This window comes from Azoarcus indigens, from assembly GCF_004361735.1.
GTDB classification, from domain to species: Bacteria; Pseudomonadota; Gammaproteobacteria; order Burkholderiales; family Rhodocyclaceae; genus Azoarcus; species Azoarcus indigens.
The window spans coordinates 39,252-66,036 of record NZ_SNVV01000027.1 but is presented as its reverse complement, the minus strand read 5'-3'; the positions used below and the strand labels follow the sequence as shown (position 1 = coordinate 66,036).

Sequence of the window (26,785 nt, the reverse complement as noted above, 5' to 3'; positions counted from 1 at the left end):
GCGGCCCCGGCGGGCGGGGCCGCGGCGGCTTACACCGTCAGGTAGGAGCGGCGGACTTCCTCGTTGGCGGCGAGTTCGGCCATGGTGCCGGAGAAGCGGATCTGCCCCTTTTCCAGCACGTAGGCGCGGTCGGACACCAGTTCGGCGAAGTGCACGTTCTGCTCCGACAGCAGGATGCTGACGCCCTGCGACTTGAGCGCCAGGATCATGTGCGCCATCTGCTCGACGATGACCGGCGCCACCCCTTCCGAGGGCTCGTCCAGCAGCACCAGGTAGGGGTTGCCCATGAGCGTGCGCGACACGGTGAGCATCTGCTGCTCGCCGCCGCTCATGCGGCCGCCGAGGCGGTCCGGCCCCATTTCCTTGAGGTTGGGGAAGAGGTCATAGAGCTTCTGCGGCGTCCATTCCGGCGCCGGGCTGTCGTCCGGCCAGCGGCGCGCGGCCTGGCGGCCGACTTCCAGGTTCTCGGCGATGGTGAGATCGGTGAAGATGCGGCGATCTTCCGGCACGAAGCCCAGGCCCATGCGGGCGATCTGCGACGGGCTGCGGCCGGAGATGTCCTGCCCCATGAGCTTGACCGTGCCCTTGCGGCGTTCGAGCAGGCCCATGAGCGCCTTGAAGGTAGTGGACTTGCCGGCGCCGTTGCGGCCCATCAGCGCCACCACTTCGCCGCGTTTCACCTCGAAGCCGACGTCGAACAGGATGTGGGCGGCGCCGTACCAGGCGTTCAGCCCTTCCACCGTCAGCAGCGTCGGCGGCGGTTCCCTGTGGATCATGCTGCGGCCTCCTCTTGGGCAAGCGGTTTCTCGAAGGTCTTGCCGGTGCCGAAGTACACCTCCTGCACCTTGGGATGGTTGCGGATCTCCTCGCCGGAGCCGGCGGCGATCAGCCGCCCGCGGGCAAGCACGATCATGCGGTCGGCGTAGGCGAAGACCACGTCCATGCTGTGCTCGGTGAACAGCACCGCCAGCTTGCGCTCCACCACCAGGCGCTTGGTGAGCGCCATCAGGTCATTGCGCTCCTTGGGCGCCATGCCGGCGGTGGGCTCATCCATCAGCAGCAGCTTGGGATCGTTGGCCAGCGCGATGGCCAGCTCCACCCGCTTGACGTCGCCATAGGCGAGCGCGCTGCAGGGGCGGTCGGCATCGGCCTTCATGCCGACCTGGTCCAGCAGCTCCAGCGCCTCGTTGCGGTAGGCGCTGGCGGCGCGCGACCACAGCGAGTACAGCTTGCCGTGGGACGAGATCAGCGCCATCTGCACGTTCTCCACCACGGTGAGCGAGGCGAAGGTTTCGGCGATCTGGAAGGTGCGGCCCACGCCCATCTTCCAGATCTCGCGCGGCTTGAGGCCGACCAGCTCGCGGCCGTCCAGCTTCACCGAGCCGCCGCTGGCGCGCAGCTGGCCGTTCACCATGTTGAAGGTGGTGGACTTGCCGGCGCCGTTGGGGCCGATCAGGGCGAGCAGCTCGCCGGCGGCGACATCGAAGTCGATGCCGTCCACCGCCTTCACGCCGCCGAAGGACTTCTGCAGTCCGCGGATTTGCAGCAGGCTCATCGTGCGGCCTCCCGGTTGGGTTTGAGCTTGACCACCAGGTCGTGGATGAAGCCGGCCAGGCCCTGCGGGAACACCAGCACCAGGAACAGGATGATGCCGCCCAGCAGCGCGCGCCAGTAGTCGGTGGAGCGCGCCACCGTGTCCTGCAGCCAGGTGAAGGTGACCGCGCCGACGATGGGACCGGCCAGCGTCTGCACGCCGCCCAGCAGCACCATCACCAGGCCATCCACCGACTTGGTCACCGACAGCACTTCGGGCGAGATGCTGCCCTTGGAATACACGAACAGCGCGCCCGCCGCGCCGGCGAACACACCGGCGATGACGAAGGCCAGCCACTGGACGCGCTTCACATCGATGCCGATCGCATCCGCCCGCAGCACCGAGTCGCGCCCGGCGCGCATGGCGTAGCCGAAGGGCGAGAACAGCATGCGGCGCAGCGCGAACAGGCCGACCACCACCAGCACCAGGGTGAGGTAGAAATACGCGGTGCGGTTGTTGGCCCAGCCCGAGGGCCAGATGCCGATCATGCCGTTGGAGCCGCCGGTGAAGTCATCCCACTGGAAGGCGATGGACCAGGCGATCTGGCCGAAAGCCAGCGTCAGCATGGCCAGATAGACGCCGGACAGGCGCACGCTGAACCAGCCGAACACCACCGCGCCCAGGCCCGCCACCACCGGCGCCAGGATGAGCGAGGCCTCCATCGGCAACCCGGCGGCCTTCATCAGCAGCGCGGCGCCGTAGGCCCCCAGGCCGAAGTAGGCGGCGTGGCCGAAGGAGTGCATGCCGCCTGGGCCCATGATGAAGTGCAGGCTGGCGGCGAACAGCGCCGCGATCAGCAGATCCACCGACAGCACCAGCGCATACGGGAACTGGCCCTGCAGCAGCGGCAGCACCGCCATGCCGGCCACCAGCGCCACCGCGAACCAGCGCAGCGACTTGCCCGCCGGGCGCAAAGGCGCTTCCGGCGCGCCACTGTGGCGCGGCGTGCCCTGCGGACGGCCGAACAGGCCCCACGGACGCACCACCAGCACCACCGCCATCACCAGGAACTCCACCACCAGGGTGAGCTTGGAGAAGCTGATGCTGAAGGGGCCGAAGTTCACATCGCCCAGCCAGATGCAGATGGCCTTGATCTCGGCGATGATCAGCGCGGCGACGAAGGCGCCGGGAATGGAGCCCATGCCGCCCACCACCACCACCACGAAGGCATCGCCGATGCTGAGCATGTCCATGCCCAGGTTGGCCGGCTCGCGCGGCAACTGCAGCGCGCCGCCGAGGCCGGCGAGCATGGCGCCGAGCGCGAACACGCCGGTGATCAGCCAAGATTGGTGCACGCCGAGCGCGGACAGCATCTCGCGGTCCTGCGTCGCCGCGCGCACCAGCGTGCCCCAGCGGGTGCGGGTGAGCAGCAGCCACACCAGCGCCAGCACGACGGGGCCGATGACGATCAGGAACAGGTCGTAGGTGGGGAAGTTGCGGCCGAGGATTTCCACCGAGCCTTCCAGCCCCGGCGCGCGGCGGCCGAGCAGGTCTTCCGCGCCCCAGATCCACAGTACGCCGTCCTTGATCACCAGCACCAGGGCGAAGGTGGCCAGCAGCTGGAACAGCTCGGGCGCCTTATAGATACGGCGCAGCAGCACCATCTCGATCAGCGCGCCGATAAAGCCCACCGCCACCGCCGAGAACACCAGGGAGAACCAGAAACCGACCCCGCCCGCCAGCCGCTCGGACATGCTGTAGGCGATGTACACCCCCAGCATGTAGAGCGAACCGTGGGCGAAGTTCACGATCCGGGTGACGCCGAAGATCAGCGACAGCCCCGCCGCCACCAGGAACAGCGACGAGGCGCCCGCCAACCCGTTCAGCAGTTGGACGAGGAAGGAACTCATTACTTGTCACCACGCATCTTCTTCACCTCTTCGTCGCTGGGCTGCACGGTGGCGCCATCGACGTAGTGGTAATCGACCATGATGCCCTTGTCGCCGGTGTTCTTCAGCTTGCCGATGTAGGCGCCCATGGTGGATTGGTTGTCCTGCGGGCGATAGACGATCTCGCCGAAGGGCGTATCCACCTTCAGGCCCTTGAAGGCGGCGATCAGCTTCTCGGTGTCGGTGCCGCCCGCCTTCTTGATGCCGGCCGCCAGCGACTTGATGGCGCTGTAGCCCACCACCGCGCCCAGGCGCGGGTAGTCATTGAACTTGGCCACGTAGGCGGCGCGGAAGGCCTTGTGCTCAGGCGTCTCCAGCGAATCCTGCGGATAGCCGCTGACGATCCAGCCATCCGGCGTTTCGGCGCGCAGCGGGTCGAGGTACTCCGGCTCGCCGGTCAGCATGCTGACCACCTGCACGCTCTTGAACAGGCCGCGGGTATTGCCCTCGCGCACGAACTTGGCGAGGTCCGGCCCGAACAGGGTGTTGAAGATCGCGTCCGGCTTGGCATCGGCCACCGCCTGCACCACGCTGCCGGCATCCACCTTGCCCAGCGGCGGCGCCTGCTCGATCACGAATTCGACGTCCGGCTGGGCTTGCTTCAGCAGCTTCTTGAAGGTGGCGACGGAGGATTGGCCGAACTCGTAGTTGGGGTAGATCAGCGCCCACTTCTTCTTCTTCAGCTTCGCCGCCTCGGCCGCCAGCATCGCCGTCTGCATGTAGGTGGAGGTGCGCATGCGGTAGGTGTAGCGGTTGCCGTTCTCCCACACGATCTTGTCGGTCAGCGGCTCGGTGCCGAGGTAGAACACCTTGCGCTGCTGGGCGTAGTCCGCCAGCGCAAGGCCGACGTGGGAAAGGAAGGAGCCGGCGATCAGGTCTACGCCCTCGCGCGACAGCAGCTCGTCGGCCAGGCGCACCGCGTCGCCCGGGTTGGCGTTGTCGTCGCGGGTGATCACTTCCAGCTTCTTGCCATTGACGCCGCCGGCGCCATTGATTTCATCCAGCGCCAGGGTCATGCCGCGCTTGTAGGCGTCGAGGAACACCGGCTGCGCCTTGTAGCTGTTGATTTCGCCGATCTTGATCACATCGGCGGCCCAGGCGCTGGCGGAGGCACCGAGAACACCGGTGAGGGCAATGGCGAGGACGGCAGGCTTCAGCTTCATGTTTTTCTCCTGGCTAGTTTCTCTGTTGGATTGCTGGGGTTGCGGGGTTGGGGTGTTGCGGGAAATCGGACTTGAGCGCTCCCCCGCCGACCGCACAGGCGGTGGCGCAGCGACTGCGGGGAAGCGGCCTGCAACGCGCATCGGATGCGCGCCGCCGGGGCACCGGGCTCAGCTCAGAACGGAGTCAGAACTGCAGGCCACAGCGCAGGCATCAGGCAGCGAAAGCAGGCGGCGGGAGTGAGCCCACGCCCTGCCCGGCCGCGTCCGGATGGACACCGGCGGCGCGCGGGAAAGCGTGGCGGCACGAGGAAGCGGCGGCGGGGCCACCGGCCGGCGCGTGGGGATGCGCGGCACGTATCGTATGGGCCATGAACTACTCCTGTCGGGTGGACCGGCAAGGGCGAAAACCGCCTCGGCTACGGTCCCGTCCGGCTGTGCCGGATCGTCTGTTTTTCATGTAGTGGCTCTTACATTTTCATGTAGTGTCCATTACATTTTTTGCGCAATCTAGCGCAACGATACTGCCGATACAACAAGTTTTTTTCACACCGAAACAGTGCATTAGATGCACCAACTTGAAGCCGCCGAAAAACGCCTGACGCGGTGCAAAAATTGGCGCAGCGCAGAATTCGGATCGCACACGCCATGCCGTCTTCGCGCCGTATCCCAGCGCAATGGAATATCGCCGGATGCCTTGCCGTTAAAGCCAATGGCAAACGCCGTCCGTCCATGCACTAAAGCCGTGCCCCGCGCCGCCACCGCAGACCGCAACGCAGCACGTCTTTCGTACAGTGTTCACTTAACAAATTACCACTCGGCCCCCGCCGTGCATGCTCGCCGGCGCGGCCAAGCCCCTGATTCCGCGCGGCAAGACAAAGGCCCGCCGGGGGCTCCCACCCGGCCACGCACTGCGGTTAGACTCTGTGCCCACACGCGCTGGCGGCCTTTCCCGACCCGGCATGGCCCGCCGCCCGGCAACACTCCTCGACAGGCAAAGACCTCCCCATGCCCAACGGCGAAGACCCGCACTATCACTTCTCGGAACAGGTCGGCCACCTGCTGCGCCGTGCCTACCAGCGCCACATGGCGATCTTCCAGCAGCAGATCCCGGACTCGCAGCTCACTGCCGCCCAGTTCGTGGTGCTGTGCGCGGTGCGCGACCACGGCTCCTGCTCGCTCAGCACCATCGTCGGCGCCAGCGCTATCGACCAGGCCACCGTGCGAGGCATCGTCGAACGCCTGAAGACACGCAAGCTGCTCAGCGTCAGCCACGATCCACTGGATCGCCGCAAGGTGCTGGTCGCCCTCACCCCCGAAGGCCAGGAACTGGTGGTGCGCATGGTGCCCTTCGCCGAGCAGATCACCGAGGCGACCTTCGGCAGCCTGAACCCGGCAGAACGGGTCGCGCTGCTGTTCCTGCTGCGGAAGATCGGCGGCTTCGACGAGGCTGCCCCGGTGGCGGTGGAGGAAGGCGGCTCCAGGTAGGCAGCAGGCGCATTGACCTACGCGTTCGGAAGTACGGTTTTTCTCCCCTCTACCCTCGCGGGGCGTAGGCAGAACAAGCGAAGCACCGACTTCGCCCGCCGGAGCGCCTGGGGCCGGCAGGCTACAGGGCCGGGGCGCGAAGCGGCCCGCTCGAGAAGCCGCTTTACCCTCCAACCCACCCATCACCTCCGCCCCCGATGGGCACAGTACCTGCTTCGTTCCCCGCTCGAATTCCACCCCGGCCGTACGCCTTCGGTAATACTCCTTGGCAACCACGGCCGCAGCCGCCAGACCACGGGAGTCGCCATGTCGAGATTCGCCGCAGCAGTGCCGGGCCTGCATGCCCATCGCGCCCGCGAACTATTCTTCGGGCAGGGCGAAACGCCGGACGGGCTGGTGGATGCCGCCATCCTCGACTCCTGGCGGCGCTGCGCCGACCAGCGCCCGGCCTCGGCGCGGGTCGGCTTCAACATCCATGACCGCAGCCGGGTGGAGGAACTGCGCGGCCGCAACGCCCTGCTGATCCGCGACTTCGAGGCCACGCTGGGCCTGTTCGCCCGGGTGCTGCACGAATCCGGCTTCCATCCGGTGCTGACTGATGCCGAGGCGCTCACCATCGCCCGCTTCACCGATCCGCGCGAGGCGAGCGGCGAGCTGTACGAGGCCTTGCAGCTGGGCTGCGACATGTCCGAACAGGCCATAGGCACCGCGGCCATGAACTGCGCCCTCGCCTGCCAGCGGCCGGTGCAGGTCTTCGGCCATGAGCACTATTTCGAGGCCAACGCCGCCTTCTACTGCGCCGCCGCGCCCATCTTCGATCCAGCTGGGCAGCTGGTCGGCGCGGTGAATCTGACCAAGCACCGCGAGGGCCGCGAGTTCGGCGCCATCAGCTTGGCGGAGAGCTGCGCCAGCGCCATCGAACACCGTCAACTGGAGCGGTTACGCGCCCGCCTCACCCTGCGCATGAGCTGGAGCGCCAACGGCGAATCGCGCAATGCCACCGTCGCCTTCGGGGCCGATGGCGAGGTGCTGGGCATGACGCGCGAGGCGCGGCGCATCCTCAATCCGCTGGGCCTGCCGCTGGCCATGCTCAGCTTCGAGAGCGTCTTCGACGGCCAGTACGGCCAGTGGCTGGAACTCCTCGCCCAGAGCGGCCGGCCGCTGCCGATACGGCTGAACTCCGGCCTGTTCGTGTTCATCGAGACACGCAGCGGCGCCCCCGCGCGGCAGCCGCTCTCCATGCCCCGCGCCACGGCCATGGCCAACGTCGGGCAGGACGCCCCGGAAATGGGCGACCCGGAATTCGCCGGCCGCTTCCGCATCGCCCTCAAGGCGCTGGACAAGGGCCTGCCGGTGTTGCTGCGTGGCGAGACCGGCAGCGGCAAGGAGGTGGTCGCCCATGCGTTGCACCGCCAGCAGCCGGCCGGCCCCTTCGTCGCCATCAACTGCGCCGCGCTGCCGGAAGCGCTGATCGAATCCGAACTCTTCGGCTACACCGATGGCGCCTTCACCGGCGGCCGCAAGGGCGGCGCCAGCGGCCGCATCGAGGAGGCCGACGGCGGCACCCTCTTCCTCGACGAGATCGGCGACATGCCGCTCGCCCTGCAGGCCCGCCTGCTGCGGGTGCTGGACAGCCGCGAAGTGGCCCGCCTGGGCAGCGGCAAACCACGGCCGGTGGAATTCCGCCTGCTGTGCGCCACCCACCAGGACCTGGACACGCTGGTGGCCCAGGGCCGCTTCCGCGCCGATCTGTATTACCGCATCGCCGGCTACACCCTGGCGCTCGCGCCGCTGCGCGAACGCAGCCGCCTGGCGGACCTCTTCGCCACCCTGGCGCGCGACGGCGCCGGCCACCCCGGCGGCCTCACCCCGGAAGCCACCGCCCTGCTCGCCGCCTACCCCTGGCCGGGCAATGCGCGCGAAGCGCTCAGCGTGCTCAAGCGCGCCGCCCTGCTGTGCGAGGCGGCTGAGGCCATCAGCGCCGAACATGTGCGCTTCGCCCTGCCCCCGGCCGCGGTCGCCGCAAGCCTGCCTGCCATTGCCCCGGCCCAGCCCGCGGCCAGCACGCCGCCGGCCTCCCTAAGCGCCCTGGAAGAACAAGCGATGGCCGATGCCCTGCGCCTCACCGGCGGCAATCTCTCCCGCGCCGCCGACCACCTGGGCGTCAGCCGTTCCACCTTGCAGCGCCGGGTGCGCGCCAGCGCGCGGCTGAAGCAGCAGTTGGCGGAGAGCCGGGGCTGAGCTTCGCGACAACAAAACCGGCGCCGACCGGCTTGAGAGAGGCACCTGGCCAGACTAGACTAAGTAGTTCCCGGAGGAGTCCCCCATGCAATCGGTCAACATGCTGCAGGCCAAGTCTTCGCTGTCCCGCCTCGTGGAGGCCATAGAGCAAGGCGAAGCCCGCGAGATCGTCATCGCCCGCAACGGCAAGCCGGCGGCCAAGCTGGTGCCGGTGGAGACCCCGTCGCCAGACAAGCGCATCGGCATTGCCAAAGGCCTGTTCGAGGTGCCAGACGACATCGATACCCACAACGCCGAGGTCGCTCGCCTTTTCCTCGGCGAAGACGCGAAGTGAATCTGCTGCTGGATACCCACGTCGCCTTGTGGGCGATCACAGACAGCCCGCGGCTTTCCGTCACCGCCCGCGAGCTGATTCAATCGCCCAGGGCCTCCATCTGGGTCAGTGTCGCCAGCCTGTGGGAAATTGCCATCAAGCATTCTCTGGCTCGTGGCGATATGCCGGTCGCGGGGCAGGAGGCCAGCCGCTATTTCGAGGCCGCAGGCTATCGATTGCTGCCGATAGAAGCCGAACATGCGGTAGCGGTCGAAAAGCTGCCCCGCCACCACCAGGACCCTTTCGACCGACTCATCGTCGCGCAGGCCCTGGTCGAGCCGATGCGACTGCTCACCCACGACGCAGTGCTTGCCCGCTACAGCGACACCATCGCCACCGTCTGAGACGCAAAAAAAGCCACCACCCCAGCCTGAGCTGGCGTAGTGGCGGCAAGGCCGGGCGCGGCTGAAGCCATGCACGCCCGGCGGCCCGTTCCCGCACGGGCATGGGGTCGCCCACGGCGGGGGGCCAGCGGGCTGGATGAGGCCTTCGACCGGACGAACCAAAGGCCCGGTCAAACCAAGCGCCAGCCTCCCCGACGGCGGCTCAGATGCGGTACTGCTGCTTCAGCTCCTCGGCGCAGCGCTCGCCGATCACCACGCAGGGCGCCATGGTGTTGCCGGTGGTGATCGCCGGCATGATGGAACCGTCGGCGATGCGCAGCCCCTCCAGCCCATACACCCGCAGCTTGCCGTCCACCACCGACATCTCGTCACGGCCCATCTTGCAGGTGCAGGTTTCGTGGAAGTAGGTGCCGGCGGCGTTGCGGATGAAGCGCTCCAGCTCCTTGCCCTTGAGTTCGCCCGGCATGATCTCGCGCTTGGCGTAGGGCTTGAGGTGCTTGGAGTTGCCCAGTTCGCGGCAGATCTCGACCGAACGGGTGAGCGCCTTGATGTCCTGCTCGGTGGAGAGGAAGTTGGGGTAGATCAGCGGCGGATCTTGCGGGCGCGGGCCGCTGATGGTCATGTGGCCGCGGCTGGTGGGCTGCACGATGGCCGCCGCCAGCACCCAGGCTGCCTTCGGGATGGTGTATTGCTCGCGGGTGACTTCGCTGGTGTAGGGGAATTCCTCCAGGAAGGGCTGCAGGTCGGGGGTCCTCAGCGAGGAATCGCTCTTCCAGAAGAAGGTGAATTCCGCCGAGTTGTTGCGCCCGGGCTCCGGCGTGAAGTACTCCCACATGCAGCCGCCGAGCAGGATGTGATCCTGGAAGTTCTGGCCCACGCCCTCCAGCTTCTGCACCACCGGAATGCCGTGCTTCTTCAGCTCCTTCTCCGGGCCGACGCCGGAGATCATCAGGATGCGCGGGGTGTTGATGGCGCCGGTGGAGAGGATGACCTCATGCTTCGCCGCGATGGTGTGCACCTTGCCCTCATGCACGAACTCCACGCCGGTGACGCGCTTGCCCTTGAACTTGAGCCGGTTCACATGCGCGCCCAGCAGCACGGTGATGTTGGAGCGGTCCATGATGGGGTGGATGTAGGCCACCGCCATCGACACCCGGCGGCCGTTCTTGACGATGAGGTTGGGCATGCCGGCGCCGCCCTCGCCTTCCATGATCTCGCCGTTGAGGTCCACCACCTTGGGCATGCCGAAATCGCCCGCCGCCTCGATCAGCGCCGGCGCCACTGGGTTGATCGGCGCTTCCGGCAGCGACAGGTAGACCTCGCCGCCCTTGCCGCGCCGCTTGGGATCGGCCGGCCCTTGCCAGTCTTCGATGCGGCGGTAGATGCCGAGCACCGACTCATAGCTCCACGCCTTTTCGCCGGACACCTCGGCCCACATGTCCCAGTCGTTCTTGTGGCCGCGCGCCCACACCAGGCCATTCACGCTGGAACCGCCGCCCAGCACCTTGCCCATCGGGAAGGGCGGCGTGCGGCCGTTGAGGGTGGGCGTGGGCTGGCCCTTGAACGCCCAATCGCGTTCGCTGCCGATGTTCTCCGGCCAGCGGGTGCCGTCCATCACCTGCGGCACGTTGTCGGAGCCGCCGGCTTCCAGCAGCAGCACCCGCACGTTGGGGTTGTCCGCCAGCCGGCGGGCCACCGCGCAGCCGGCCGAGCCGGCGCCGCAGACGATGAAGTCGTACTCGGCGGTGAGCGCCGCGCGGTTGGCGGACTGCTGGGCGAAGGCGCGGTCGGCGAAGGCCATCATCGAGGTGGCCGCGGCCATGCTGTAGCCGGCGGCGGTGGCAGCCTTGAGAAACTGGCGGCGGTCGCCGCGGCCACGCATCAGCGCGGATTCGAGGCGGTTCACCTCCTCGTTGAGTTCGAGGCGGGACTTGTTTTCCTTATCCATGGAGTTTTCCTTGTCGGGGGGTTGCGCTTCTCGTTGGGGTCGGGGGAAGGAAGGCGCGGATCGTGTCGCCCGCTGCGTTCAGAAGGGATAGGTGACCGGGCGGGACACCATGGACACCCACTGACTCTGGGTGAATTCCTCGGCATTCACCGGCCCGCCGAAGCGGCCGCCGTTGCCGGAGGCGCCCATGCCGCCGAAGGGCACGTTGAATTCGGCATTCACCGTCTGGTCGTTGATGTGCACCATGCCGGTCTTCAACCGCTGCGCAAGTTCCAGGCCACGGGCGAGGTCGCGGGTATGGATGGCGGCGGAGAGGCCGTAGGGCGAACTGTTCACCAGCGCCACCAGGGCGTCGTCGCCGGCGAAGGGGGTGATGGGCGCCACCGGGCCGAAGATCTCGTCGATGAAGGCCGGCATGTCCGGCGTGACGCCGCCGAGCACGGTGGCCTCGTAGAACAGGCCCTCGCCTTTGCCGCCGGCCAGCAGGCTGGCGCCGCGCGCCAGCGTGTCCCTGACGATGCCGCCCACCTTGGCGCGCTGCTGGGCGTTGATGAGCGGGCCGAGATGCACCGTTTCGGTGTCCGGGTTGCCCACCCGCAGCGCCTTGGCGCGGCGCGCCAGCGCCTCGGCGTACTGCGCCGCTACCGCCTCGTGCACCAGGTGGCGGCCAGCCTGCATGCAGATCTGGCCCTGGTGCAGGAAGGCGCCCCAGGCGCCGTGGGAGGCGGCGGCCTCGATGTCGGCGTCCTCCAGCACGATGAAGGCGTTATTGCCGCCCAGCTCCAGCGCCACCTTCTTCAACAGGCCGCCGCAGAGTTCGCCGATGCGCTTGCCCACCGCGGTGGAGCCGGTGAAGGAGATCATGCCGACGCGGGCATCGCGCACGATAGCGTCGCCCACGTCCGCCTCGCCCGGCAGCACGCTGAGCACGCCCGCCGGCAGGCCGGCGTCGCGGAACAGCTCGGCCAGCAGCAGGCCGCCGCACACCGAGCCTTGCAGCGCCGGCTTCAGCAGCACCGCGTTGCCCAGCGCCAGCGCCGGCGCCAGCGAACGCATCGCCAGCAGCAGCGGGTAGTTCCACGGCGCGATGATGCCGACCACGCCGATGGGCACCCGCGACCACAGATTGGTCCGGCCCGGCACCGAGGACGGCATGATGTGGCCATGCGGCTGGGCGATCAGCCCGGCGGCGTTGTGCAACTGCTCGTAGGAGGCGTTCAGCTCCCATTCCGCCTTGGGCAGAATGGAGCCGCACTCGCGCACGTTCCAGCGGTTGAAGGTGTCGGCGCGCTCGCGCAGCAGCTCGGCGGCACGGCGCATCACCGCCGCGCGCTGGTCGAAGGGCGTCGCCGCCCAGGCGGCCTGCGCGGTGGCGGCGGCTTCGGCGGCGGCAGCCACGTCGGCCACCGAAGCCAGCCGCAGCCCGGCCAGCGTGGCGCCGGTGGCCGGCTCCAGCAGGGGCACCTGCGGGCCGGTGAGCGGAGCGGGGTACAGGTGGGCTATCTTCTCTGTCATGGGATCTTTCCTGTTCAGATGCGGGAAGGAAGAGGGGCAACGGGGGGCGCGGCGGGCGGACCGCATGCGGCGCGCGGGCCGGACGCAATCCACCCCCCGCCCGCCGGCGCCTCAGAAGGCGTAGCCGACGCGCAGGTTCAGCCGGTTCTTTTCCTTGAAGCCGTCGGTGACGTCGATGTCGCGGCCATAGACGAACAACAGCTGGGTGCGCGGCACGATCTGGTAGCCGAAGCCGACGCTGAACTTGGTAACCATGGCCTGGCCGGTGGTCTCCACCCCATCCACCTTCACCTTGCCCACCCAGGAGCGGGCGACGCCGACGCGGAAGTCCAGGTCCGGCCGGATGTGGTAGCGGCCGAAGGCCTGGAACTGGTAGGTCGGGTCCTGCTTCATAGTGGCGCCGGTGCTGCTGTAGTCGGTGTTATCGCCGTGGAAGGTGACGTCGCCCAGCAGATCGACGGTGAACTTGTCGCCTATGCCCTGGATGTAGCCCAACTGCAGTGCATAGCGCCAGCGGTTCTCGCCCATGTTCAGGGCTTCGCCGCGGTCGTAGTTGCCGATGGGCACGTAGAGGAAGGGCGTGATGCCCAGGTAGCGGCGGTTCACCGGGTCGTTGATGGTCCACAGCGTGGCAGCCAGTACCGGGTCGGCAAAGCCGCCGTTGCTGCCCAGGCTGGAGAAATCGCCCGAGCCGCGCAGGTTGCCGAAGGGGATCAGGATCTGGGGGTCGATGATGTAGCCGCCCAGTTCCATGAAGTGGATGAAACGCAGGATGCCGACGTCGCTGCGGAACTTGCCCTTGCCGGGCACCTTGTCGCCGCTGGCGTAGAGGTCTTCGCGCTCCGCGTGCTGCATGTAGAGAAGACCCAGCGTGGTGCCGGCGGGCGCAGCGGTGTAGTCGCCGGCTTCGACGTCGATGGCGTGGGCGGGCGTGGCCACTGCGAGCAGGGAAAGCAGCAGCGGCATCAGGCAGGCGAGGCGGAAACCACGCGACGGTACCGGCCGGCCGGCCGGCGTTCTCTTCATTGGGGTTGGGCGCATCTTTTTCTTTCCTTCGAGGGGTTGAGGATGCTTATCCCGGCGGCTGCCGGGGCTGAGCGTTCGAGGCCTCGAAGAGGAAATAGCAACGCCGGTGCCAGTGCGCGGGAGCGCTCCGGCCCATGCCGCCCTTACGGCGGCTTTTCCTTTTCTTTCAGTCGATTGGATGAGGAATGCACACGGCCAGCGCAAGGGCGGCAGGCGGCGTGGCGGCCGGCGCTGGCGCAGCCCGCCGCGGTGGTGCTCAATCTGACCCGGTCAATCTGACGCAGTGGTCTCGGGCTGCGGTGCCGGAGCCAGAAACGGGGTGGCCGGCGTCCAGCCGCCGGGGCTCGCTCAAGCCGGCTCCTCGCAGGTCTCAGTCAACTGTGCCCGCACCCAGCGGTGGGCCGGCAAGTGATGGGTGCGCTCATGCCAGGCGAGGGTCTTGATGAAGCCCGGATTTGATAGGCCGCGCCCGCCTCGCCAACCCACACTCCCCTACCAAGCCGCGCTGGCGCTGAAGAAGGAGAAGCCGCCCCGGGCGCTGCCGGCGCCTTACGCGCGCTGGCTGGAACGCTACCGGATGCTGGGCTGAGGCAGGCGGGCCGGCCCGCGGTGATGCCCGGGCGCAGCCCCCCTTGGCCGCCGCCGCTCAGGCGGCCTGCAGGCCCGCCAGCGCCTGGGCCAGGCCCGCTTCGATATCCACGCCCTCGTCGCGCTGGCGCACCGCGAACTGGGTGGATTTCTCCAGCACGACCATGCGCACCCGCGCATCCTCGGTGACGTCGTCCATCATCCTGATCGCCACCTCGATGCGGTTCTTGCCGTGCTCCGCGCTGGAAGTGGCCTGCTCGACCCGGCTGCCGGCGTCGGCGGCGGTGCGATGCAGGCCCTGGGCGATGTCGCCGATCTCCTTGCTGGAGAGCGCCGAGCGCTCGGCCAGCTTGCGCACCTCGTCCGCCACCACGGCGAAACCGCGGCCGCTCTCGCCGGCGCGCGCCGCCTCGATGGCGGCATTGAGCGCGAGCAGATTGGTCTGGCTGGCGATCTCCTGGATGCTGGAAACGATGTGCTCGATGCGGTTGGACTGCTCCGTCAGCTCGGCGAACACCTGCGCCACCTGGGCGCTGTAGTCGCGCAGCTGGGTCAGCGCGCCGTCGCTCTCCTGCACCGCCCGATAGCAAGTGGCGATCTTCTCGGATGCCCGCTCGGCGGCACCGGTGCCGCGCGAAAGGTGCTCGCAGAACTCCACCTGGGACGCACACAAGGCAGCCAGCCGAGCGCGCAACCCATCCAGCACCCGGTGGCCGGCGCCGGCGGCCGCCTGGGGCATCGCGGCAGCCTTCGCCTCGGCGGCCCGCAAACGCTGCTCCGCTGCGGCCTGCCCTTCCTCGGCCGCTTGCAGCTCGCGCAGCAGCTTGCCGATCGCCCTGGCCAGGCCTTCGGCAACGCTGCCGGGCGCCGCCCGCTGGCCGAGCGCCTGCGCTCCCGCCCAGTCGCCGGCAGCCAGGGACGAACCCAGAGCGGCGGCATCGGCACGGCTCAAGCCGGCCGGGGCCGCGGCGGCCAGGGCACGCACTGCGAGCGCGGCGAGGACCAGCGCCGCAGCGGCCCCTGCCGGCACACCGCCACCCTCGAAGACCGCATAGGCGGCGGACAACACAGCCAGCGCGAGCAAGGCGCCGTCAGCGTAGCGATTCATGGTTTTCTCCTTGTTTTGTCGGGTATTGCGAGGGGTTGGAAAGCCGCAGCCCCGGCGTCGGGAAACGCCAGGGCTGCGGCAACTCATCGCAAGCCCCGTGCCAGCGGCAGAGGAGGAACATCCGCTTCCAGGAGGGGGAAAGAGTGCGGCAGCCCGGCCACCGGCCCGGGTTCCGCGCGAGCGGCTGTCCAGCCACCGCGTTCGCAACACGGCCGGAGGGGCGGCCACACCAGGGCAGTGCATCGCAGCACCGCCGCCTTGCCGCCTGCGCACCACCGCGGGCACCGGCGCCCAGCCCGGCAGCAAAGACGCAGGCCAGCTGCCATACTCAATCCAGGCGGGCTGCAGCCCGGCTGCGTTGAGCGCCGGCACTTGGCCCGGGCGGCTGCGGTCCAGCCCATTGGCGCGGCCGGAACTGCAAAAAGCGCAATACTTCTTTGTATAATAGCTATCTTTGCCTAGCGATCCATTCCGTTCTCATGCCCGCCAGTACCAAGCGACAAACCACCGGCACCGCCACCACGAAAGCCGGCGCAAGCTCGGCACGAAAGACGTCCAAGCTCACCGTGTCGCGGCCGGAACTGCTGGTGGACGGTAGCGACGCTGCCTTCCGCGCACTGGTGCACGACCTGCTCGCCTTCTCCGCGCGCATCCAGGACATCCGCAACAAGTTCGGCCGCCTGCTGGACCTGTCCGGCACCTCCTACACCATCCTGATGTCCATCGCCCACTTGCAGCATGGCGAGGCCGGCATCAACGCCATTGCCGACCACCTGCACTTCAGCGGCGCATTCATCACCACCGAGGTGAACAAGCTGGTGAAGGCCGGCCTTGTGGCCAAGGTGACCAACCCCGAAGACCGCCGCCGGGTGCGGCTGACGCTGACGCCGGAAGCGCGCACCCAGCTCGACGCCCTCACCGGCATCCAGAGCCCGGTGAACGACATGCTCTTCCCGCTCAGCGCGGAGGAGTTCCAGATGCTGGGACAGATCATGTCCAAGCTGGTGGTTTCCAGCGACCAGGCGCTGCACCTGGTCGATTACCTCGCCCTGCAGGCGAAGGTCGCCGAGGGCTGACGCCAGCCTCCAACGGAGGCACACCCGCTTTTTCCGACACGGGCCGCATCGCGGCCCGTGTGCTTTTGCGCGCCGCAGAAGCCCGCCCGCCCATCCCTTTCGCGCCCCGTGAGCGTGGTCTTCCACTATTTGCCGAACAGGCTTGCCTGCCGCTGCAACAGCTTTCTATAATAGCTTCGCAACCAAGCTAAATTTAGAAAATAACGAAGCCGCCACGGCCCGCCGGAGAAGCCCCCGGAAAGCCCTGGCAGCCAGCCCCAGGAGCCGTTTCGTGCAAGCCCCGACAGACCCTCGCGAATTCCGCCATTCCCTGGGGCAGTTCGCCACCGGCATCGCCGTGGTGACCGCCCATGCCGCCGACGGCGAGCATCTGGGGATGACCGTCAACTCCTTCTCTTCCCTCTCGCTCGATCCGCCGCTGGTGCTGTTCAGCCTGATGCGCGGTTCCGGCGGCCTGGCCCGCCTGCTGGCGGCGGACGGCTTCGCCATCAATGTGCTGGGTGCCGGCCAGCGCGGGCTTTCCGACCTGTTCGCCCGGCCGCAGGACGGTCGCTGGGACAAGGTCGCCCACCGCCCCGGCCATGCGATGGCGCCGCTGCTGGAGGGCGCCCTCGCCCACTTCGAGTGCGGCCACCACTGCCAGTACGAGGGAGGCGACCATGTGATCGTGGTCGGCCGCGTGCTGCGCTTCACCTACGACCCCGCGCCGCCGCCGCTGCTCTATTTCCGCGGCCGCTACCACGGCGTGCAGCACGAGGCCGCGCAGGCCTGAGAACAAGACCGGCGGCTGCAGGCCCCACCGCAGCCGCCCGCTTCCCGCTTCACCCCCATCCCGAACCAAACCGTCCCCAACGGAGCAGAAATGATCAAGACTGGAAGCCAACACATCGCGGGCCTGAACGACGGCCGCGCTGTCTACATCGACGGCGAGCGCGCCGCCGACGTCACCACCCATCCCGCCTTCCGCAACGCGGTGGCCTCGGTGGGCAAGCTGTTCGACTTCGCCCAGGCCAACCAGGAACTGATGACTTTCGAGACGCCCGAAGGCGGCCGCGCCAACCGCATCTGGCAACTGCCCTTCAGCTACGACGACCTGAAGCAGCGCCGCCAGGGCCTGGAAGCCTGGACCGAGCTGCACGGCGGCTTCCTCGGGCGCGCGCCGGACCACGTCGCCTCCTGCATCGCCGGCATGTACATGGGCCTGGAGGTGTTCGAGGCCTACGATCCGAAGCGCGCCGGCGCGTTGGCGGACTACTACAAGTACGCCCGCGACAACGACCTCTACCTCACCTACGTCATCATCAATCCGCAGGCCGACCGCTCCAAGAGCGCCGCCCAGCAGCAGGATCCCTTCCTCTCCGCAGGCGTGGTGGACCGCGACGCCGAAGGCCTGACCATACGCGGCGCCAAGATGCTGGCCACCGGCGGCATCATGGCCGACGAAGTGCTGGTCACCTGCATCCAGCCGCTGCAGCCGGGCGACGAGAAGTACGCCTTCTCCTTCGCCATCCCGATGAACACCAAGGGCCTCAAGGTGATGTCGCGCAAGTCCTATGAAGCCAGCGCGCCGGAGGTGTTCGACAACCCGCTCGCCAGCCGCTTCGACGAGAACGACGCGGTGCTGTTCTTCGACGACGTGAAGGTGCCCTGGGACCGCGTGTTCGTGGTGGACAGCCTGGAGATGTGCCAGAAGCAGTTCCACGCCACCCCGGCCCACGTCTACCAGAACTACCAGGCCATGATCCGGCTGTCGGTGAAGCTGCGCTTCCTCATGGGCATCGCCCGCCGCACCGCCGAGATGAACGGCATCATCGGCTTCCCGCAGGTGCGAGACACCCTGGGCCAGTTGTGCGCCGAGGCGGACATGGTGGATGCCTTCGTGCACGCCATGGAAGCCAAGGGCACCCAGCGCGGCGCCTACTTCATCCCGGACCGCCACAGCCTCTACGCCGCCCAGGCGCTCACCCAGCAGATGTACCCGCGCCTGGTCACCGCCATGCGCGACCTCGCCGGCGGCGGCCTGATCATGCTGCCGTCCTCGGTGAAGGATTTCGCCAACCCGGAAATCGCCTCCATCATCGAGAAGACCCAGCAGTCGCCGGTGGCCGGCGCGCAGGAGCGGGTGAAGTTCTTCAAGCTCGCCTGGGATGCGCTGGGTTCCGAATTCGCCTCGCGCCACACCCAGTACGAGATGTTCTATGCCGGCGCCACCTTCGTCACCAAGGGCCATTCCTTCCGCACCTACGACTGGGACCGCTCCGCCGGCATCCTGGATCGCATGCTGGCGTCGTACTCGCTGTAACCCCAACCCGAGAGACAGGAGAATCCGAAATGGCAGTGAACAAGCTACACGACGAGTTCCATACCATCGACATGGTGGACGGCTGGGAAACCCCGCCGGGCTACCCGCCGGGCGCCCGCGTCCAGCAAAAGATCCTCGCCGGCGGCCTCGACGTGGAGAACAAGCGCGGCAGCCAGACCCGCCTGCTGCGCTTTGAAGGCGGCGTCTTCACCACCAAGCCCTTCGTGCATGACTACTGGGAAGAAGTGTTCCTGGTCAGCGGCGACCTCACCGTCGGCAACGACGAGAACGGCGAGGGCGGCACCAACTACAAGCCCTTCACCTACGCCTGCCGCCCGCCCGGCGCCTGGCATGGCCCGTTCAAGTCGGAGAACGGCTGCGTGCTGCTGGAAATCCACTACTACGATCCGGTCTGAAGAACCGGTTTCACCGGTACCGCAGTTGCTGCCGAAACCCGCCGCGAGGCGGGTTTTTCATTTGAGCTGCCCCACGGATCTCCTCTTCCAATCCGGCCGTAGCAGGCTCGACACCACGAGAGGAAAAAGGAGGTGAGGCGATCCCAGCCAGGAATACGGCCGGGTTCAAGGAGCAGGCCGTCAAGCGAGCCGATGAGGTCGGCAGCATCAGCCGTGCTGCCGGCGCGTTGGGCTGGCTTGAGCAAAGGCTGCGCAACGGGGACAAGGCGGCGAAGGCAGACCGCTGAATCGAGCCGGTGCAGGGCATGGGCCGCGCGACTCGAAATGCGGCGACGAGCGATCCCCTTCAATACATCGCCGTCTTCTGCAACCAGAGCCCCCGCCACTCCGGCCTGGAGTCCCTGTCGCCCACCCCGTTCATGCAGAACCGGATCAGCAAGGAATGGCCGCATGAAGACGGCCGGCTGGAGGGCGGGGAAACGTTGGGCGCCTCATCGCGTCGCCGTTGTTTCTCTGGCGACGCGTTGCTCGGACTCAGGGACCAGCGAGGAGTCCGACCAGCCCGCCCCCAGCGCCTTGTACAGGGCAATGCCTCCTTGCAACTGCGCCAGTTGGCTGAGGGCCAGCGTATCGCGCGCCTGATTCAGGCTGCGCTGCGCCACCAGCACCGGCAGGTAGGCGCTCAATCCTCGCGTATATAGCTGGCTGGCCTGTTGCAGGGCCTGCTGGCTGTCGGCCACGGCCTTCTGCAACGCGGCTTGCCGCTGGCGTTCGCTGGTCCATGCGGTCAAGGCGTCCTCCACGTCGCGCAGCGCCACACTCACGTCCCGCTCGTAGACGCGCCGCACGGCGTCGGCATTGGCCTGTGCGGCGGTCACGCCCGCCCGCGCGCGGCCGCTGTCGTAGAGGGAATGGCTGCCCTGCATCGCCGCCGACCACGCCAGGCTGGCGCCGGAGAACAGGTCGTGGATGACGCTGGCGCTGGTACCGATCCCCAGGGGAATGCGGAACCTGGGGAAGCGTGCGGCCTGTGCCACGCCTATCTGCGCGGTGGCGGCAGCCAGGCGCCGTTCGTCCGCGCGCAGATCGGGCCGTTGGCGAATGACGTCCGAAGGCAGCGACAGCGGCAAATCGGCTGGCATGGGCAACGCGGGAGCGGGCGTGGCGAGGACGGCATGCCAGTCGCCGGGAAACCCGCCCGTCAGCACGCCTATGGCGTGACTGAAGCGGGCGACGTCCGCATGCAGCAAGGGTGGCTGCGCCTCGGCCATTTCGCGCTCGGCGCGGGCCTGGGTGACATCGGCCAGCGCGCCCAGGCCGCTGCGCTGCGCTTGTTCGGCCAAGCGCTCGGCTTCGGCCAGCGTGCGGATGTTGTCCTGCGCGATGGCAAGGCGCCGTTGCGCAATGCGCAGCCCGGCGTAATCGGAGACCAGTTCGGCCACCAGACTCACTTGCAGCGCACGATGGTCCTCGGCCAGCGCCTGGATGCCGGCGTCGGCGGCCTCGACCGCGCGGCGCGTGCCGCCGAACAGGTCCAGCTCCCAACTGGCATCGAAGCCCAGGTGCCAGGTTCGCGCCTGTCCGCCGGGCTGCGAGCCGAGTGCCTTGCTGCCACGCACGGCCTCGCCGGCAACGCCGATCGAGACCTCGGGCATGGCGGCCGCGGCGATCTGCACGCGCTCGGCGCGGGCCTGGCGCAGGCGCGCCAGGGCGATGTCCAGCTCCTGGTTGTGCGCCAGGGCCTGATCGACCAGGCGGTCGAGCAAGGGATCCTGAAAGGCACGCCACCAGGTGCGCAGGCCGTCGTGCTCGCCATCGGGCGGGGCGGCGTCGGCCTCGATCCAGTGCGCGGGCACGTTCGGCGCCTGCGTCTGGTAGTCCGGGCCCACGGTGGTGCAGCCGGCCAGGACGGTCAGCAGCGAGGCCAGCAGTGCCTGCCGAAGGCGCGGCTGCGTGCGAGGGAGGGAGACATGCATGGACTCGCCCTCACATCCAGCGGTGCAGCAGCGAGATCAGCCGGCCCTGGGGCACCGGCACGCCTGCCGAGGGCGTGACCTCGATGCTGCCGGTCATGCCGACCGCCAGCACAAGCTCATGCGGGACATGCTCGAACTCGACACGCACCGGAATGCGCTGCGCCAGCCGGACCCAGCTGAAGCTGGGTTCCACGCTCGGCAGGCCCTGCGCGTCGGCCTGCTGGTTGCTGTCGGTGATGCCCCGCCCGATGCTGGCCACCCGCCCCGGCAAAACCTCGTCGAAGCCCATCAGGCGGATGCGCGCCGCCGCGCCGGGCTGGATGCCGTGCAGCTTGGTTTCCTCGAAATACCCGGTGATCCAGAAGCTGTGGGCGTCGATCACAGCCAGGTTCGGCTGGCCCGCCACCGCGTAGTCACCTTTGTTCAAGCGCAGGTGCGTGACGTAGCCATCGGTCGGCGCCCGCAGTTCGGTGCGCGTCAGGTCCAGCTTCGCCCTGTCCACGGCGACCTGCGCACTGCGCAGTTCGGCCTGGGCGATGGCCATCGCCTGGTTCGCGCGCTGGATGTCCTCGGCGGGCACCAGGCTTTCCATGCCGCGGCGGCGCCGCGCCTCCTCGGTCTTCTGGCGCCAGGACACCTCGGCCGCTGCCAGTTGCGCCTCGGCCTGGGCCAACGCCAGCGCGAAGCCGGCTTTGTCGATACGGTAGAGCACATCGCCCTGTTTGACGTATTGATCGTCCGTGACCGAGACCTCGGCGACGGTGCCTGACACCTCGGGGGCGATGCGCACGATCTGCGCGCTGACACGGCCATCGCGGGTCCAGGGGGCGACGACGTAGGCACGCCACAGCGCGCTGACCAGGAATACGGCAGCGACGGCCACCGCGAGGGTAAATCCTGCCCGTAGCAGCAGCTTGGCGGAGAAAGAGCGTTCAGACATAAAGCACCAGAAGGGAAACGAGGCAGAGGGAAATCGCGAACTCGAACAGGCCCGGATGCCACACCCAGCGCAGCACCCCGCTGCGCGCGAGCACGAAGCGCAGACCCAGGTAGATAGGCAGGGCCAGGCAGGCGTAGACGAAGAAGGGCGGCAGGTAGATGCCGGCCAACGAGAACTCACTGAGCATGGGCGTGGCCTCCAGAGGTCGGTACGGCGGCATCCGCATGGCGCTCCAGCAGCGCGGCGATGTCGAGCAACACGACCGTCACGCGCCGCACGTCATCCATCGCGGCGTGGGAGCGCGCCGGCAAACGCGCCAGGCAAGTCGCCGCGCGACGGGCATGGCGCGCGGCCCGAGCGGGATCGCCCGCCAACTGGCGCATATGACGCAGCGGGCGCGCCACCAACCGCGGCCATTCGGCATCCTGGGGGGCCTCGCGCAGCCAGCGTCGCAGGCGCAGGACTTCCCGGCCCAGATGCAGGCTGCTCAACGCCTGGGCGATGGCACGATCCATCGCCTGCGGCTGCGTCCTGAGCAAGGCCCCGAGTTGCGCGATGCGATGCTGCTGGCGCCATTGCCAGGCTTGCGCATCGGCCGGCTCGCCGCGCAAGGTGCCCAGCGCCGCGTTGCGGATGCGTTGGTGCAAGCGCGTGGCGTCGCGCGCCCCGTTGCGCGGCAGCACGATCCTGAAGCCCAGCAGCGTGAAACACGTCGCCAGGATCCAGGCCACGGCGCCATTGAGGAACAGCGCGAAGTCGTAGCGCATCGGGTTGTCCGCCGCCGCAAGCGTGGTGAACGCCACCAGATAGGCCACGCCCGCCAAGGCATGACGCGGCATCGTGGTGGCATACACGCCGGGCAGCCAGAACAGGCTCAGGATCACCAGCAGCAGCGGCAGGCCTGAGACGTGCGGCAGCACGATGAAGGTGCACAGGAAGGCCATCGCCACGGCGGCCACCGTGCCCTTGATGAATTCGACCGCCCCCAGCGCGGGATTGGGCGCGGTGGACAGCAGCGCGCAGGCCGCCGCCAAGCCCGCCAGCATCATGTTGCCTTCCGTCCAGCCGGTGGCGATCCAGAAGGCGCCGCCCATCAGCACGGTCAGCAGGGCGCGTACGCCGTTCTGGAAAGCCGCCACCGTGTCGCGGTGGAAGGGCACGGACAGACGCGCCGGCGTCGGCCTGGGTTGGTGGAAACGTTCGATGCCTTCGAGGGCTTGCCGGTAATCGTCGAGTTGCTCGATCAAGCGATCGCCCGCGATCATCAGCGCGGCCTGCCCGGCGGCATCGTCCACCGAGGTGGCGGTGAGCGCTGCCACCAGCCGGGCGCGCAACTCGGCCAGCCGCAGGATGGCAAGCGCCCTTCCGGCCGGGCCGGGTTCCCGCTCCAGCACCTGCCCGAGCTCCCGCCATGTCTGTTCCCAGCCCGGCTGCAACGCACTCAGCGCACCGGCGCCGCGTTCGCGCATGGGCGGCGCGCCGCCCACCAGGGCGGAAAACAGCGACACCATCGTGTGTCGCACCGTGCCGGCTCGATGGGCCAGGTCGGCGGACTCGGCCTTGCCCAGCGCCAACAGATCGTCCACGCCATACACCTCGGTGATGAGCGAGCGCCGTGCGGCATCCAGGGGCTGGGCGCCTGGTTCCGCGCCGCCCTGGATGGCCTGGTGATGCGTCGCCAGCACGCCTGCCGTGGCGGCCGCGAGGCGGTCGAGCAGCGCGGCCAGGCGGCTGTGCACGCTGCGGCTGCTGAACAGGGCCGAGACCAGCGCCAGGCAGACCACGCCGATCAGCACGGATGCGCCGCGCCCCATCACCTGGTCGAAGGTGAGTTCCGGGTGCTGCATGGCGCCGTAGGCCGCCAGGCCCACGGTGTAGCCCGCCAGCGTGGCGCCATAGGCCCGGAAGTGACGCAGCAGCGTCATGCCCACCACGCAAACGCCCAGCCACACGCCGAAACCGAGCAGGAACAGCCAGGGCATCTGGCCGCAGGCGCTCATCAGCACGAAGGCCGCCAGCATGCCGACCAGCGTGCCCAGCACCCGCCACACCCCCTTGCCGATCACACCGCCCTGGACGGGGTTGATGACGAGCAGCACGCTGGAAGCCGCCGCGTAGGGCGCATGCAGTTCCAGCAGATAGGCCACCACCAAAGCGAGGCAGGCGGCCAGGATGGAACGCATCACATAAGTCGCGCGCGGCGTCGTCAGATCGAGATAAGGCAGCCCACGCGCAAGCCCCTCCCGAAACCGGGAAAGGCGTGGAGAGACGCACGAATCCGCGTCTGGTGCGTTCGTCGAATGCACGATGCAGCCCTTCTACAGTGATCGATACGCATCACTGTAGGGAGACCGGATCATTCCAAAAAGTGAATTTATTGCAATCTAACCATTGCACGATACGCACGCATGGCGGCGAACGCGCCGCTATGGCTTGGCGCGCTTCGCCGCCTGCGCCTGGCTCTCGTTGCAGAGCGTATGAATGGTCCGCCGCAGCCATTGATGGGCCGGGTCGCCCTCCAGGCGCGGGTGCCAGGCCTGCGTCAGCAGCACCGTTTCCAGCGGTATCGGCAGGTCGAACAGGCGAATGTGCAGGCCCGCAGCCAGCGCGGTGCTGGCCAGATGCCGGGGCAAGGGCAACAGCAGATCCGAATCCAGCAATGCGAACAATGCGGTGTACGGATTGGGCACCACCAGGGCGACATGCCGTCGCAGTCCCTGCGCTTCCAGCGCGGCATCGACGGGCCCGGCGGCCCTGCCGCGTCGCGAGACGTTGATGTGCTCCCAGTGCGTGAGGCGTTCGGGCGTGATCTCCTCGTCGAAGATCGGATGGTGGGCGCGCGCGACGCCCACGAACGTGGTGGTGAACAGCGACTGCACGCGGATCTCCGGCCCCAGCTTGCGCGAGGCGCTGATGAACAGGTCGATGCGGCCGCTGCGCAGCGCCTCTTCGTCCACGTCGTCTTCCTCCGGCGAAAAGCGCAGCATCGCCCGCGGCATTTCCCGCGCCATCGCATCCAGCAGATAGCCCAGATGGATGCTCACGAACTCATCGGTGGCGCGGACGCTGAAGCGCCGGTCCAGCGATTTCAGGTCGATCTCGGCACTGGAGGCGAACACTTGCGAGGCCTGCTCGACCGCCACCCGTACCTGTTCGCGCAGTGCCAGCGCCTTGGGCGTGGGCATGAGTTTGCGGCCGACCTGGACGAACACCGGGTCGCCCAGCGCCTCCCGGATGCGGCTCAAGGTGCGGCTCATCGCCGGCGCGCTCAGATGCATGCGGCGCGCGGCGCCGATGACGCTGCCCTCCTCGAGCAGCGCATCCAGCGCCAGCAGGAGATTGAGATCGGGACGTGGCATGGCGGCCCCTCTTTGGATTTACCTTAATGCAATCATAGGTTCTTTTGAATAACGACAAAAACATGCAATGGAAAGCCCCCCGGCTATTGCCTGTTTCCCATACCCCTCCACGGCTGGGTACCGCCGCACGATCTGCAGCCCAGCCGCTGCGGCACCAGAAAGTTGAACCGCCAGGCCTGAACGCGAAGCAGCGCACCGCGTCCGGCGGACAATGAAAAACGCGCTCCGGGGAGCGCGTTTTCGTTTGCTGCGACAGGAGCAGGAATTACTGCTTGGGCACGCGGCGGTCCAGCAACGTCCATTCGCCCTTCTTCACTTCCAGCACGTAGATGGGCTTCACCGCATCGCCGTCGGCGTCGAAGGTGATGCCGCCTTCCAGCGCCGGGAAGTCCTTCAACTTGACCAACTCGTCTCGGATCACCTTGCGCTCGTCGGCCAGCTTGTCGGCGGCGGCGCCGACCTTGCCGTTGCGCATGGCTTCGGCATACAGGTAGACGATGTCGTAGCTCGCCGCGTCCATCTGGTTGGGCACGGTGCGGGTCAGGCCGGCGGCCTTGGCGCGGCTGGAGAACTCGGCGGAGAACTTCTTCGCCTTGTCGTCGTAGTCCTTGAAGAAGGTGGTGCCTATGGTCATGGTCTCGCCGGCGCCGTCCATGCGCTGCGGCAGATCGGGGTCGGCGATGGTGGTACCGCCGATGAGGCGGGCCTGCACGCCCTGCCGCTTCATTTCCTTGGCCAGGTTGATGGCGGCTTCCGGCGGTGCGCCGACGCCGATCACGTCAGGCTTGATGGCGACCAGGCGGGACACCTGCGGCGACAGGTCGAAGGCCTTGTACTGGAAATCCACCTCGCCCTTCACCGGAATCTTGTATTCGCCGAACAGCTTGGGGAACACCGCGGTGCCCATGGACTTGGAGACGGTATCGTCGGTGGCGTAGGCGATGGCGCCGGTGGCGTGCGGCAGGCCCTTCTCCTTGATGGAGCTGAGCACTTCGTTCACCACCCGGCCTTCGTCGGTGGTGTTGCGGAAGCCGAAGCTGAAGCCCTTGCCCAGGCCGGGCGCGGAGGAGCTCATCGCCATCTGGGGAATGCCCAGGCGCTCGCCCACCGGGAAGGAAACCTTCACTTCGCTGGAGCTGAAGGGGCCGACGATGGCCAGCGCCTTGTCGTCCTCGGCGAAGCGGCGCACCGCCAGCGTGGCTTGCTTGGGATCGCCGCCGGTGTCGAACTTCACCACCTTGATCTGCTTGCCGTTCACGCCGCCGGCCTTGTTGATCTCTTCGACCGCCATGTCCACCGCGATCTCGTTGGTATTGGCGAGGCTCACATAGGGACCGGTCTTGGCCATCGCCAGGCCGAGGACGAGGTCGGCGGCATGCGCCACGGTCGCACCGAACATCGAGACCGCGGCCAGGGCCAGGGTCGCTTTTTTCATTTGCAGC

22 protein-coding genes and 1 pseudogene are annotated in these 26,785 nt (G+C 68.0%); 9 read left to right on the top strand and 14 right to left on the bottom strand.

From position 1 onward, the window contains the following. Window positions 1-29 precede the first annotated feature (29 nt). Genes C7389_RS21755 through C7389_RS21740 form a run of 4 tightly spaced genes read right to left on the bottom strand, consistent with a single transcriptional unit; the run spans window position 30 to window position 4,646 of the window. Window positions 30-776: an ABC transporter ATP-binding protein gene (locus C7389_RS21755; protein WP_133594767.1), complete on the bottom strand. Its 747-nt coding sequence runs from the start codon at window positions 774-776 to the stop codon at window positions 30-32. After that, on the bottom strand, window positions 773-1,555 hold the full coding sequence (locus C7389_RS21750; protein ID WP_133594766.1) for an ABC transporter ATP-binding protein: 783 nt from the start codon (window positions 1,553-1,555) through the stop codon (window positions 773-775). The genes C7389_RS21755 and C7389_RS21750 overlap by 4 nt, the downstream gene beginning before the upstream one ends. Then, on the bottom strand, window positions 1,552-3,444 hold the full coding sequence (locus tag C7389_RS21745) for an ABC transporter permease (protein WP_133594765.1): 1,893 nt from the start codon (window positions 3,442-3,444) through the stop codon (window positions 1,552-1,554). The genes C7389_RS21750 and C7389_RS21745 overlap by 4 nt, the downstream gene beginning before the upstream one ends. Beyond that, window positions 3,444-4,646: an ABC transporter substrate-binding protein gene (locus tag C7389_RS21740; RefSeq protein WP_133594764.1), complete on the bottom strand. Its 1,203-nt coding sequence runs from the start codon at window positions 4,644-4,646 to the stop codon at window positions 3,444-3,446. The genes C7389_RS21745 and C7389_RS21740 overlap by 1 nt, the downstream gene beginning before the upstream one ends. Window positions 4,647-5,651: 1,005 nt before the next feature. Here C7389_RS21740 and C7389_RS21735 point away from each other — a divergent pair. From C7389_RS21735 to C7389_RS21720, 4 genes are all read left to right on the top strand, one after another. After that, entirely contained in the window at window positions 5,652-6,131 is a 480-nt protein-coding gene (locus C7389_RS21735; RefSeq protein ID WP_133594763.1) for a MarR family winged helix-turn-helix transcriptional regulator, read from the top strand. 306 nt (window positions 6,132-6,437) lie between these two features. After that, complete coding sequence (locus tag C7389_RS21730; RefSeq protein ID WP_133594762.1) at window positions 6,438-8,372, top strand: sigma-54-dependent Fis family transcriptional regulator; 1,935 nt, start codon at window positions 6,438-6,440, stop codon at window positions 8,370-8,372. Window positions 8,373-8,457: 85 nt separating this feature from the next. Continuing rightward, window positions 8,458-8,706: a type II toxin-antitoxin system Phd/YefM family antitoxin gene (locus C7389_RS21725; protein ID WP_133594761.1), complete on the top strand. Its 249-nt coding sequence runs from the start codon at window positions 8,458-8,460 to the stop codon at window positions 8,704-8,706. Continuing rightward, window positions 8,703-9,089 (top strand): type II toxin-antitoxin system VapC family toxin, encoded by a 387-nt coding sequence (locus C7389_RS21720; protein WP_133594760.1) that lies wholly within the window; start codon window positions 8,703-8,705, stop codon window positions 9,087-9,089. The genes C7389_RS21725 and C7389_RS21720 overlap by 4 nt, the downstream gene beginning before the upstream one ends. Window positions 9,090-9,291: 202 nt before the next feature. Here C7389_RS21720 and C7389_RS21715 read toward each other — a convergent pair whose 3' ends face one another. The 3 genes from C7389_RS21715 to C7389_RS21705 all read right to left on the bottom strand — a co-directional run bounded on the left by C7389_RS21715 (window position 9,292) and on the right by C7389_RS21705 (window position 13,593). Then, window positions 9,292-11,037 carry a GMC family oxidoreductase gene (locus C7389_RS21715; RefSeq protein ID WP_133594759.1) on the bottom strand — a complete coding sequence of 582 codons (1,746 nt, stop codon included), beginning with the start codon at window positions 11,035-11,037 and terminating at the stop codon, window positions 9,292-9,294. Window positions 11,038-11,115: 78 nt separating this feature from the next. Beyond that, complete coding sequence (locus tag C7389_RS21710; protein WP_133594758.1) at window positions 11,116-12,552, bottom strand: aldehyde dehydrogenase family protein; 1,437 nt, start codon at window positions 12,550-12,552, stop codon at window positions 11,116-11,118. Window positions 12,553-12,663: 111 nt separating this feature from the next. Further along, entirely contained in the window at window positions 12,664-13,593 is a 930-nt protein-coding gene (locus C7389_RS21705; protein WP_246034926.1) for a transporter, read from the bottom strand. 427 nt (window positions 13,594-14,020) lie between these two features. Between C7389_RS21705 and C7389_RS21700 the strand changes: the two genes are divergently transcribed. After that, window positions 14,021-14,167: a hypothetical protein gene (locus C7389_RS21700; RefSeq protein ID WP_246034925.1), complete on the top strand. Its 147-nt coding sequence runs from the start codon at window positions 14,021-14,023 to the stop codon at window positions 14,165-14,167. A 57-nt stretch (window positions 14,168-14,224) separates the two neighbouring features. On the opposite strand, the pseudogene C7389_RS25900 reads toward C7389_RS21700, so the two are convergent. After that, window positions 14,225-14,674 (bottom strand): annotated as a pseudogene (locus tag C7389_RS25900) (methyl-accepting chemotaxis protein); the annotation flags it as partial. 1,079 nt (window positions 14,675-15,753) lie between these two features. Between C7389_RS25900 and C7389_RS21690 the strand changes: the two are divergent. From C7389_RS21690 to C7389_RS21675, 4 genes are all read left to right on the top strand, one after another. Continuing rightward, window positions 15,754-16,350, top strand: coding sequence for a MarR family winged helix-turn-helix transcriptional regulator (locus C7389_RS21690; protein ID WP_133594756.1), 597 nt, complete (start codon window positions 15,754-15,756; stop codon window positions 16,348-16,350). Between the two features lie 271 nt (window positions 16,351-16,621). Next, window positions 16,622-17,122 carry a flavin reductase family protein gene (locus C7389_RS21685; RefSeq protein WP_133594755.1) on the top strand — a complete coding sequence of 167 codons (501 nt, stop codon included), beginning with the start codon at window positions 16,622-16,624 and terminating at the stop codon, window positions 17,120-17,122. Window positions 17,123-17,212: 90 nt separating this feature from the next. Further along, window positions 17,213-18,652, top strand: coding sequence for a 4-hydroxyphenylacetate 3-hydroxylase family protein (locus tag C7389_RS21680; protein WP_133594754.1), 1,440 nt, complete (start codon window positions 17,213-17,215; stop codon window positions 18,650-18,652). 29 nt (window positions 18,653-18,681) lie between these two features. After that, window positions 18,682-19,068 carry a cupin domain-containing protein gene (locus C7389_RS21675; RefSeq protein WP_133594753.1) on the top strand — a complete coding sequence of 129 codons (387 nt, stop codon included), beginning with the start codon at window positions 18,682-18,684 and terminating at the stop codon, window positions 19,066-19,068. A 491-nt stretch (window positions 19,069-19,559) separates the two neighbouring features. Here C7389_RS21675 and C7389_RS21670 read toward each other — a convergent pair whose 3' ends face one another. The 6 genes from C7389_RS21670 to C7389_RS21645 all read right to left on the bottom strand — a co-directional run bounded on the left by C7389_RS21670 (window position 19,560) and on the right by C7389_RS21645 (window position 26,778). Next, window positions 19,560-21,044: an efflux transporter outer membrane subunit gene (locus C7389_RS21670; RefSeq protein ID WP_133594752.1), complete on the bottom strand. Its 1,485-nt coding sequence runs from the start codon at window positions 21,042-21,044 to the stop codon at window positions 19,560-19,562. A gap of 10 nt (window positions 21,045-21,054) precedes the next feature. Beyond that, window positions 21,055-21,927, bottom strand: coding sequence for an efflux RND transporter periplasmic adaptor subunit (locus tag C7389_RS21665; protein ID WP_211342529.1), 873 nt, complete (start codon window positions 21,925-21,927; stop codon window positions 21,055-21,057). A 49-nt stretch (window positions 21,928-21,976) separates the two neighbouring features. Beyond that, complete coding sequence (locus C7389_RS21660) at window positions 21,977-22,171, bottom strand: DUF1656 domain-containing protein (RefSeq protein ID WP_133594750.1); 195 nt, start codon at window positions 22,169-22,171, stop codon at window positions 21,977-21,979. Next, complete coding sequence (locus tag C7389_RS21655) at window positions 22,161-24,167, bottom strand: FUSC family protein (protein ID WP_133594749.1); 2,007 nt, start codon at window positions 24,165-24,167, stop codon at window positions 22,161-22,163. Before C7389_RS21655 ends, C7389_RS21660 begins: the two co-directional genes overlap by 11 nt. Before the next feature lie 243 nt (window positions 24,168-24,410). Further along, window positions 24,411-25,343, bottom strand: coding sequence for a LysR family transcriptional regulator (locus tag C7389_RS21650; protein ID WP_133594748.1), 933 nt, complete (start codon window positions 25,341-25,343; stop codon window positions 24,411-24,413). 265 nt (window positions 25,344-25,608) lie between these two features. Beyond that, on the bottom strand, window positions 25,609-26,778 hold the full coding sequence (locus C7389_RS21645) for an ABC transporter substrate-binding protein (RefSeq protein ID WP_162851806.1): 1,170 nt from the start codon (window positions 26,776-26,778) through the stop codon (window positions 25,609-25,611). Window positions 26,779-26,785 lie beyond the last annotated feature (7 nt).

Coding starts and splice junctions, on each gene's coding strand:
- C7389_RS21660 (WP_133594750.1), bottom strand. CDS start 22,171: ATGCTCAGTGAGTTCTCGTTGGCCGGCATCTACCTGCCGCCCTTCTTC.
- C7389_RS21750 (WP_133594766.1), bottom strand. CDS start 1,555: ATGAGCCTGCTGCAAATCCGCGGACTGCAGAAGTCCTTCGGCGGCGTG.
- C7389_RS21700 (WP_246034925.1), top strand. CDS start 14,021: ATGAAGCCCGGATTTGATAGGCCGCGCCCGCCTCGCCAACCCACACTC.
- C7389_RS21675 (WP_133594753.1), top strand. CDS start 18,682: ATGGCAGTGAACAAGCTACACGACGAGTTCCATACCATCGACATGGTG.
- C7389_RS21705 (WP_246034926.1), bottom strand. CDS start 13,593: ATGCGCCCAACCCCAATGAAGAGAACGCCGGCCGGCCGGCCGGTACCG.
- C7389_RS21690 (WP_133594756.1), top strand. CDS start 15,754: ATGCCCGCCAGTACCAAGCGACAAACCACCGGCACCGCCACCACGAAA.
- C7389_RS21745 (WP_133594765.1), bottom strand. CDS start 3,444: ATGAGTTCCTTCCTCGTCCAACTGCTGAACGGGTTGGCGGGCGCCTCG.
- C7389_RS21725 (WP_133594761.1), top strand. CDS start 8,458: ATGCAATCGGTCAACATGCTGCAGGCCAAGTCTTCGCTGTCCCGCCTC.
- C7389_RS21730 (WP_133594762.1), top strand. CDS start 6,438: ATGTCGAGATTCGCCGCAGCAGTGCCGGGCCTGCATGCCCATCGCGCC.
- C7389_RS21670 (WP_133594752.1), bottom strand. CDS start 21,044: ATGCATGTCTCCCTCCCTCGCACGCAGCCGCGCCTTCGGCAGGCACTG.
- C7389_RS21680 (WP_133594754.1), top strand. CDS start 17,213: ATGATCAAGACTGGAAGCCAACACATCGCGGGCCTGAACGACGGCCGC.
- C7389_RS21655 (WP_133594749.1), bottom strand. CDS start 24,167: ATGCGTTCCATCCTGGCCGCCTGCCTCGCTTTGGTGGTGGCCTATCTG.
- C7389_RS21710 (WP_133594758.1), bottom strand. CDS start 12,552: ATGACAGAGAAGATAGCCCACCTGTACCCCGCTCCGCTCACCGGCCCG.
- C7389_RS21740 (WP_133594764.1), bottom strand. CDS start 4,646: ATGAAGCTGAAGCCTGCCGTCCTCGCCATTGCCCTCACCGGTGTTCTC.
- C7389_RS21755 (WP_133594767.1), bottom strand. CDS start 776: ATGATCCACAGGGAACCGCCGCCGACGCTGCTGACGGTGGAAGGGCTG.
- C7389_RS21715 (WP_133594759.1), bottom strand. CDS start 11,037: ATGGATAAGGAAAACAAGTCCCGCCTCGAACTCAACGAGGAGGTGAAC.
- C7389_RS21645 (WP_162851806.1), bottom strand. CDS start 26,778: ATGAAAAAAGCGACCCTGGCCCTGGCCGCGGTCTCGATGTTCGGTGCG.
- C7389_RS21650 (WP_133594748.1), bottom strand. CDS start 25,343: ATGCCACGTCCCGATCTCAATCTCCTGCTGGCGCTGGATGCGCTGCTC.
- C7389_RS21735 (WP_133594763.1), top strand. CDS start 5,652: ATGCCCAACGGCGAAGACCCGCACTATCACTTCTCGGAACAGGTCGGC.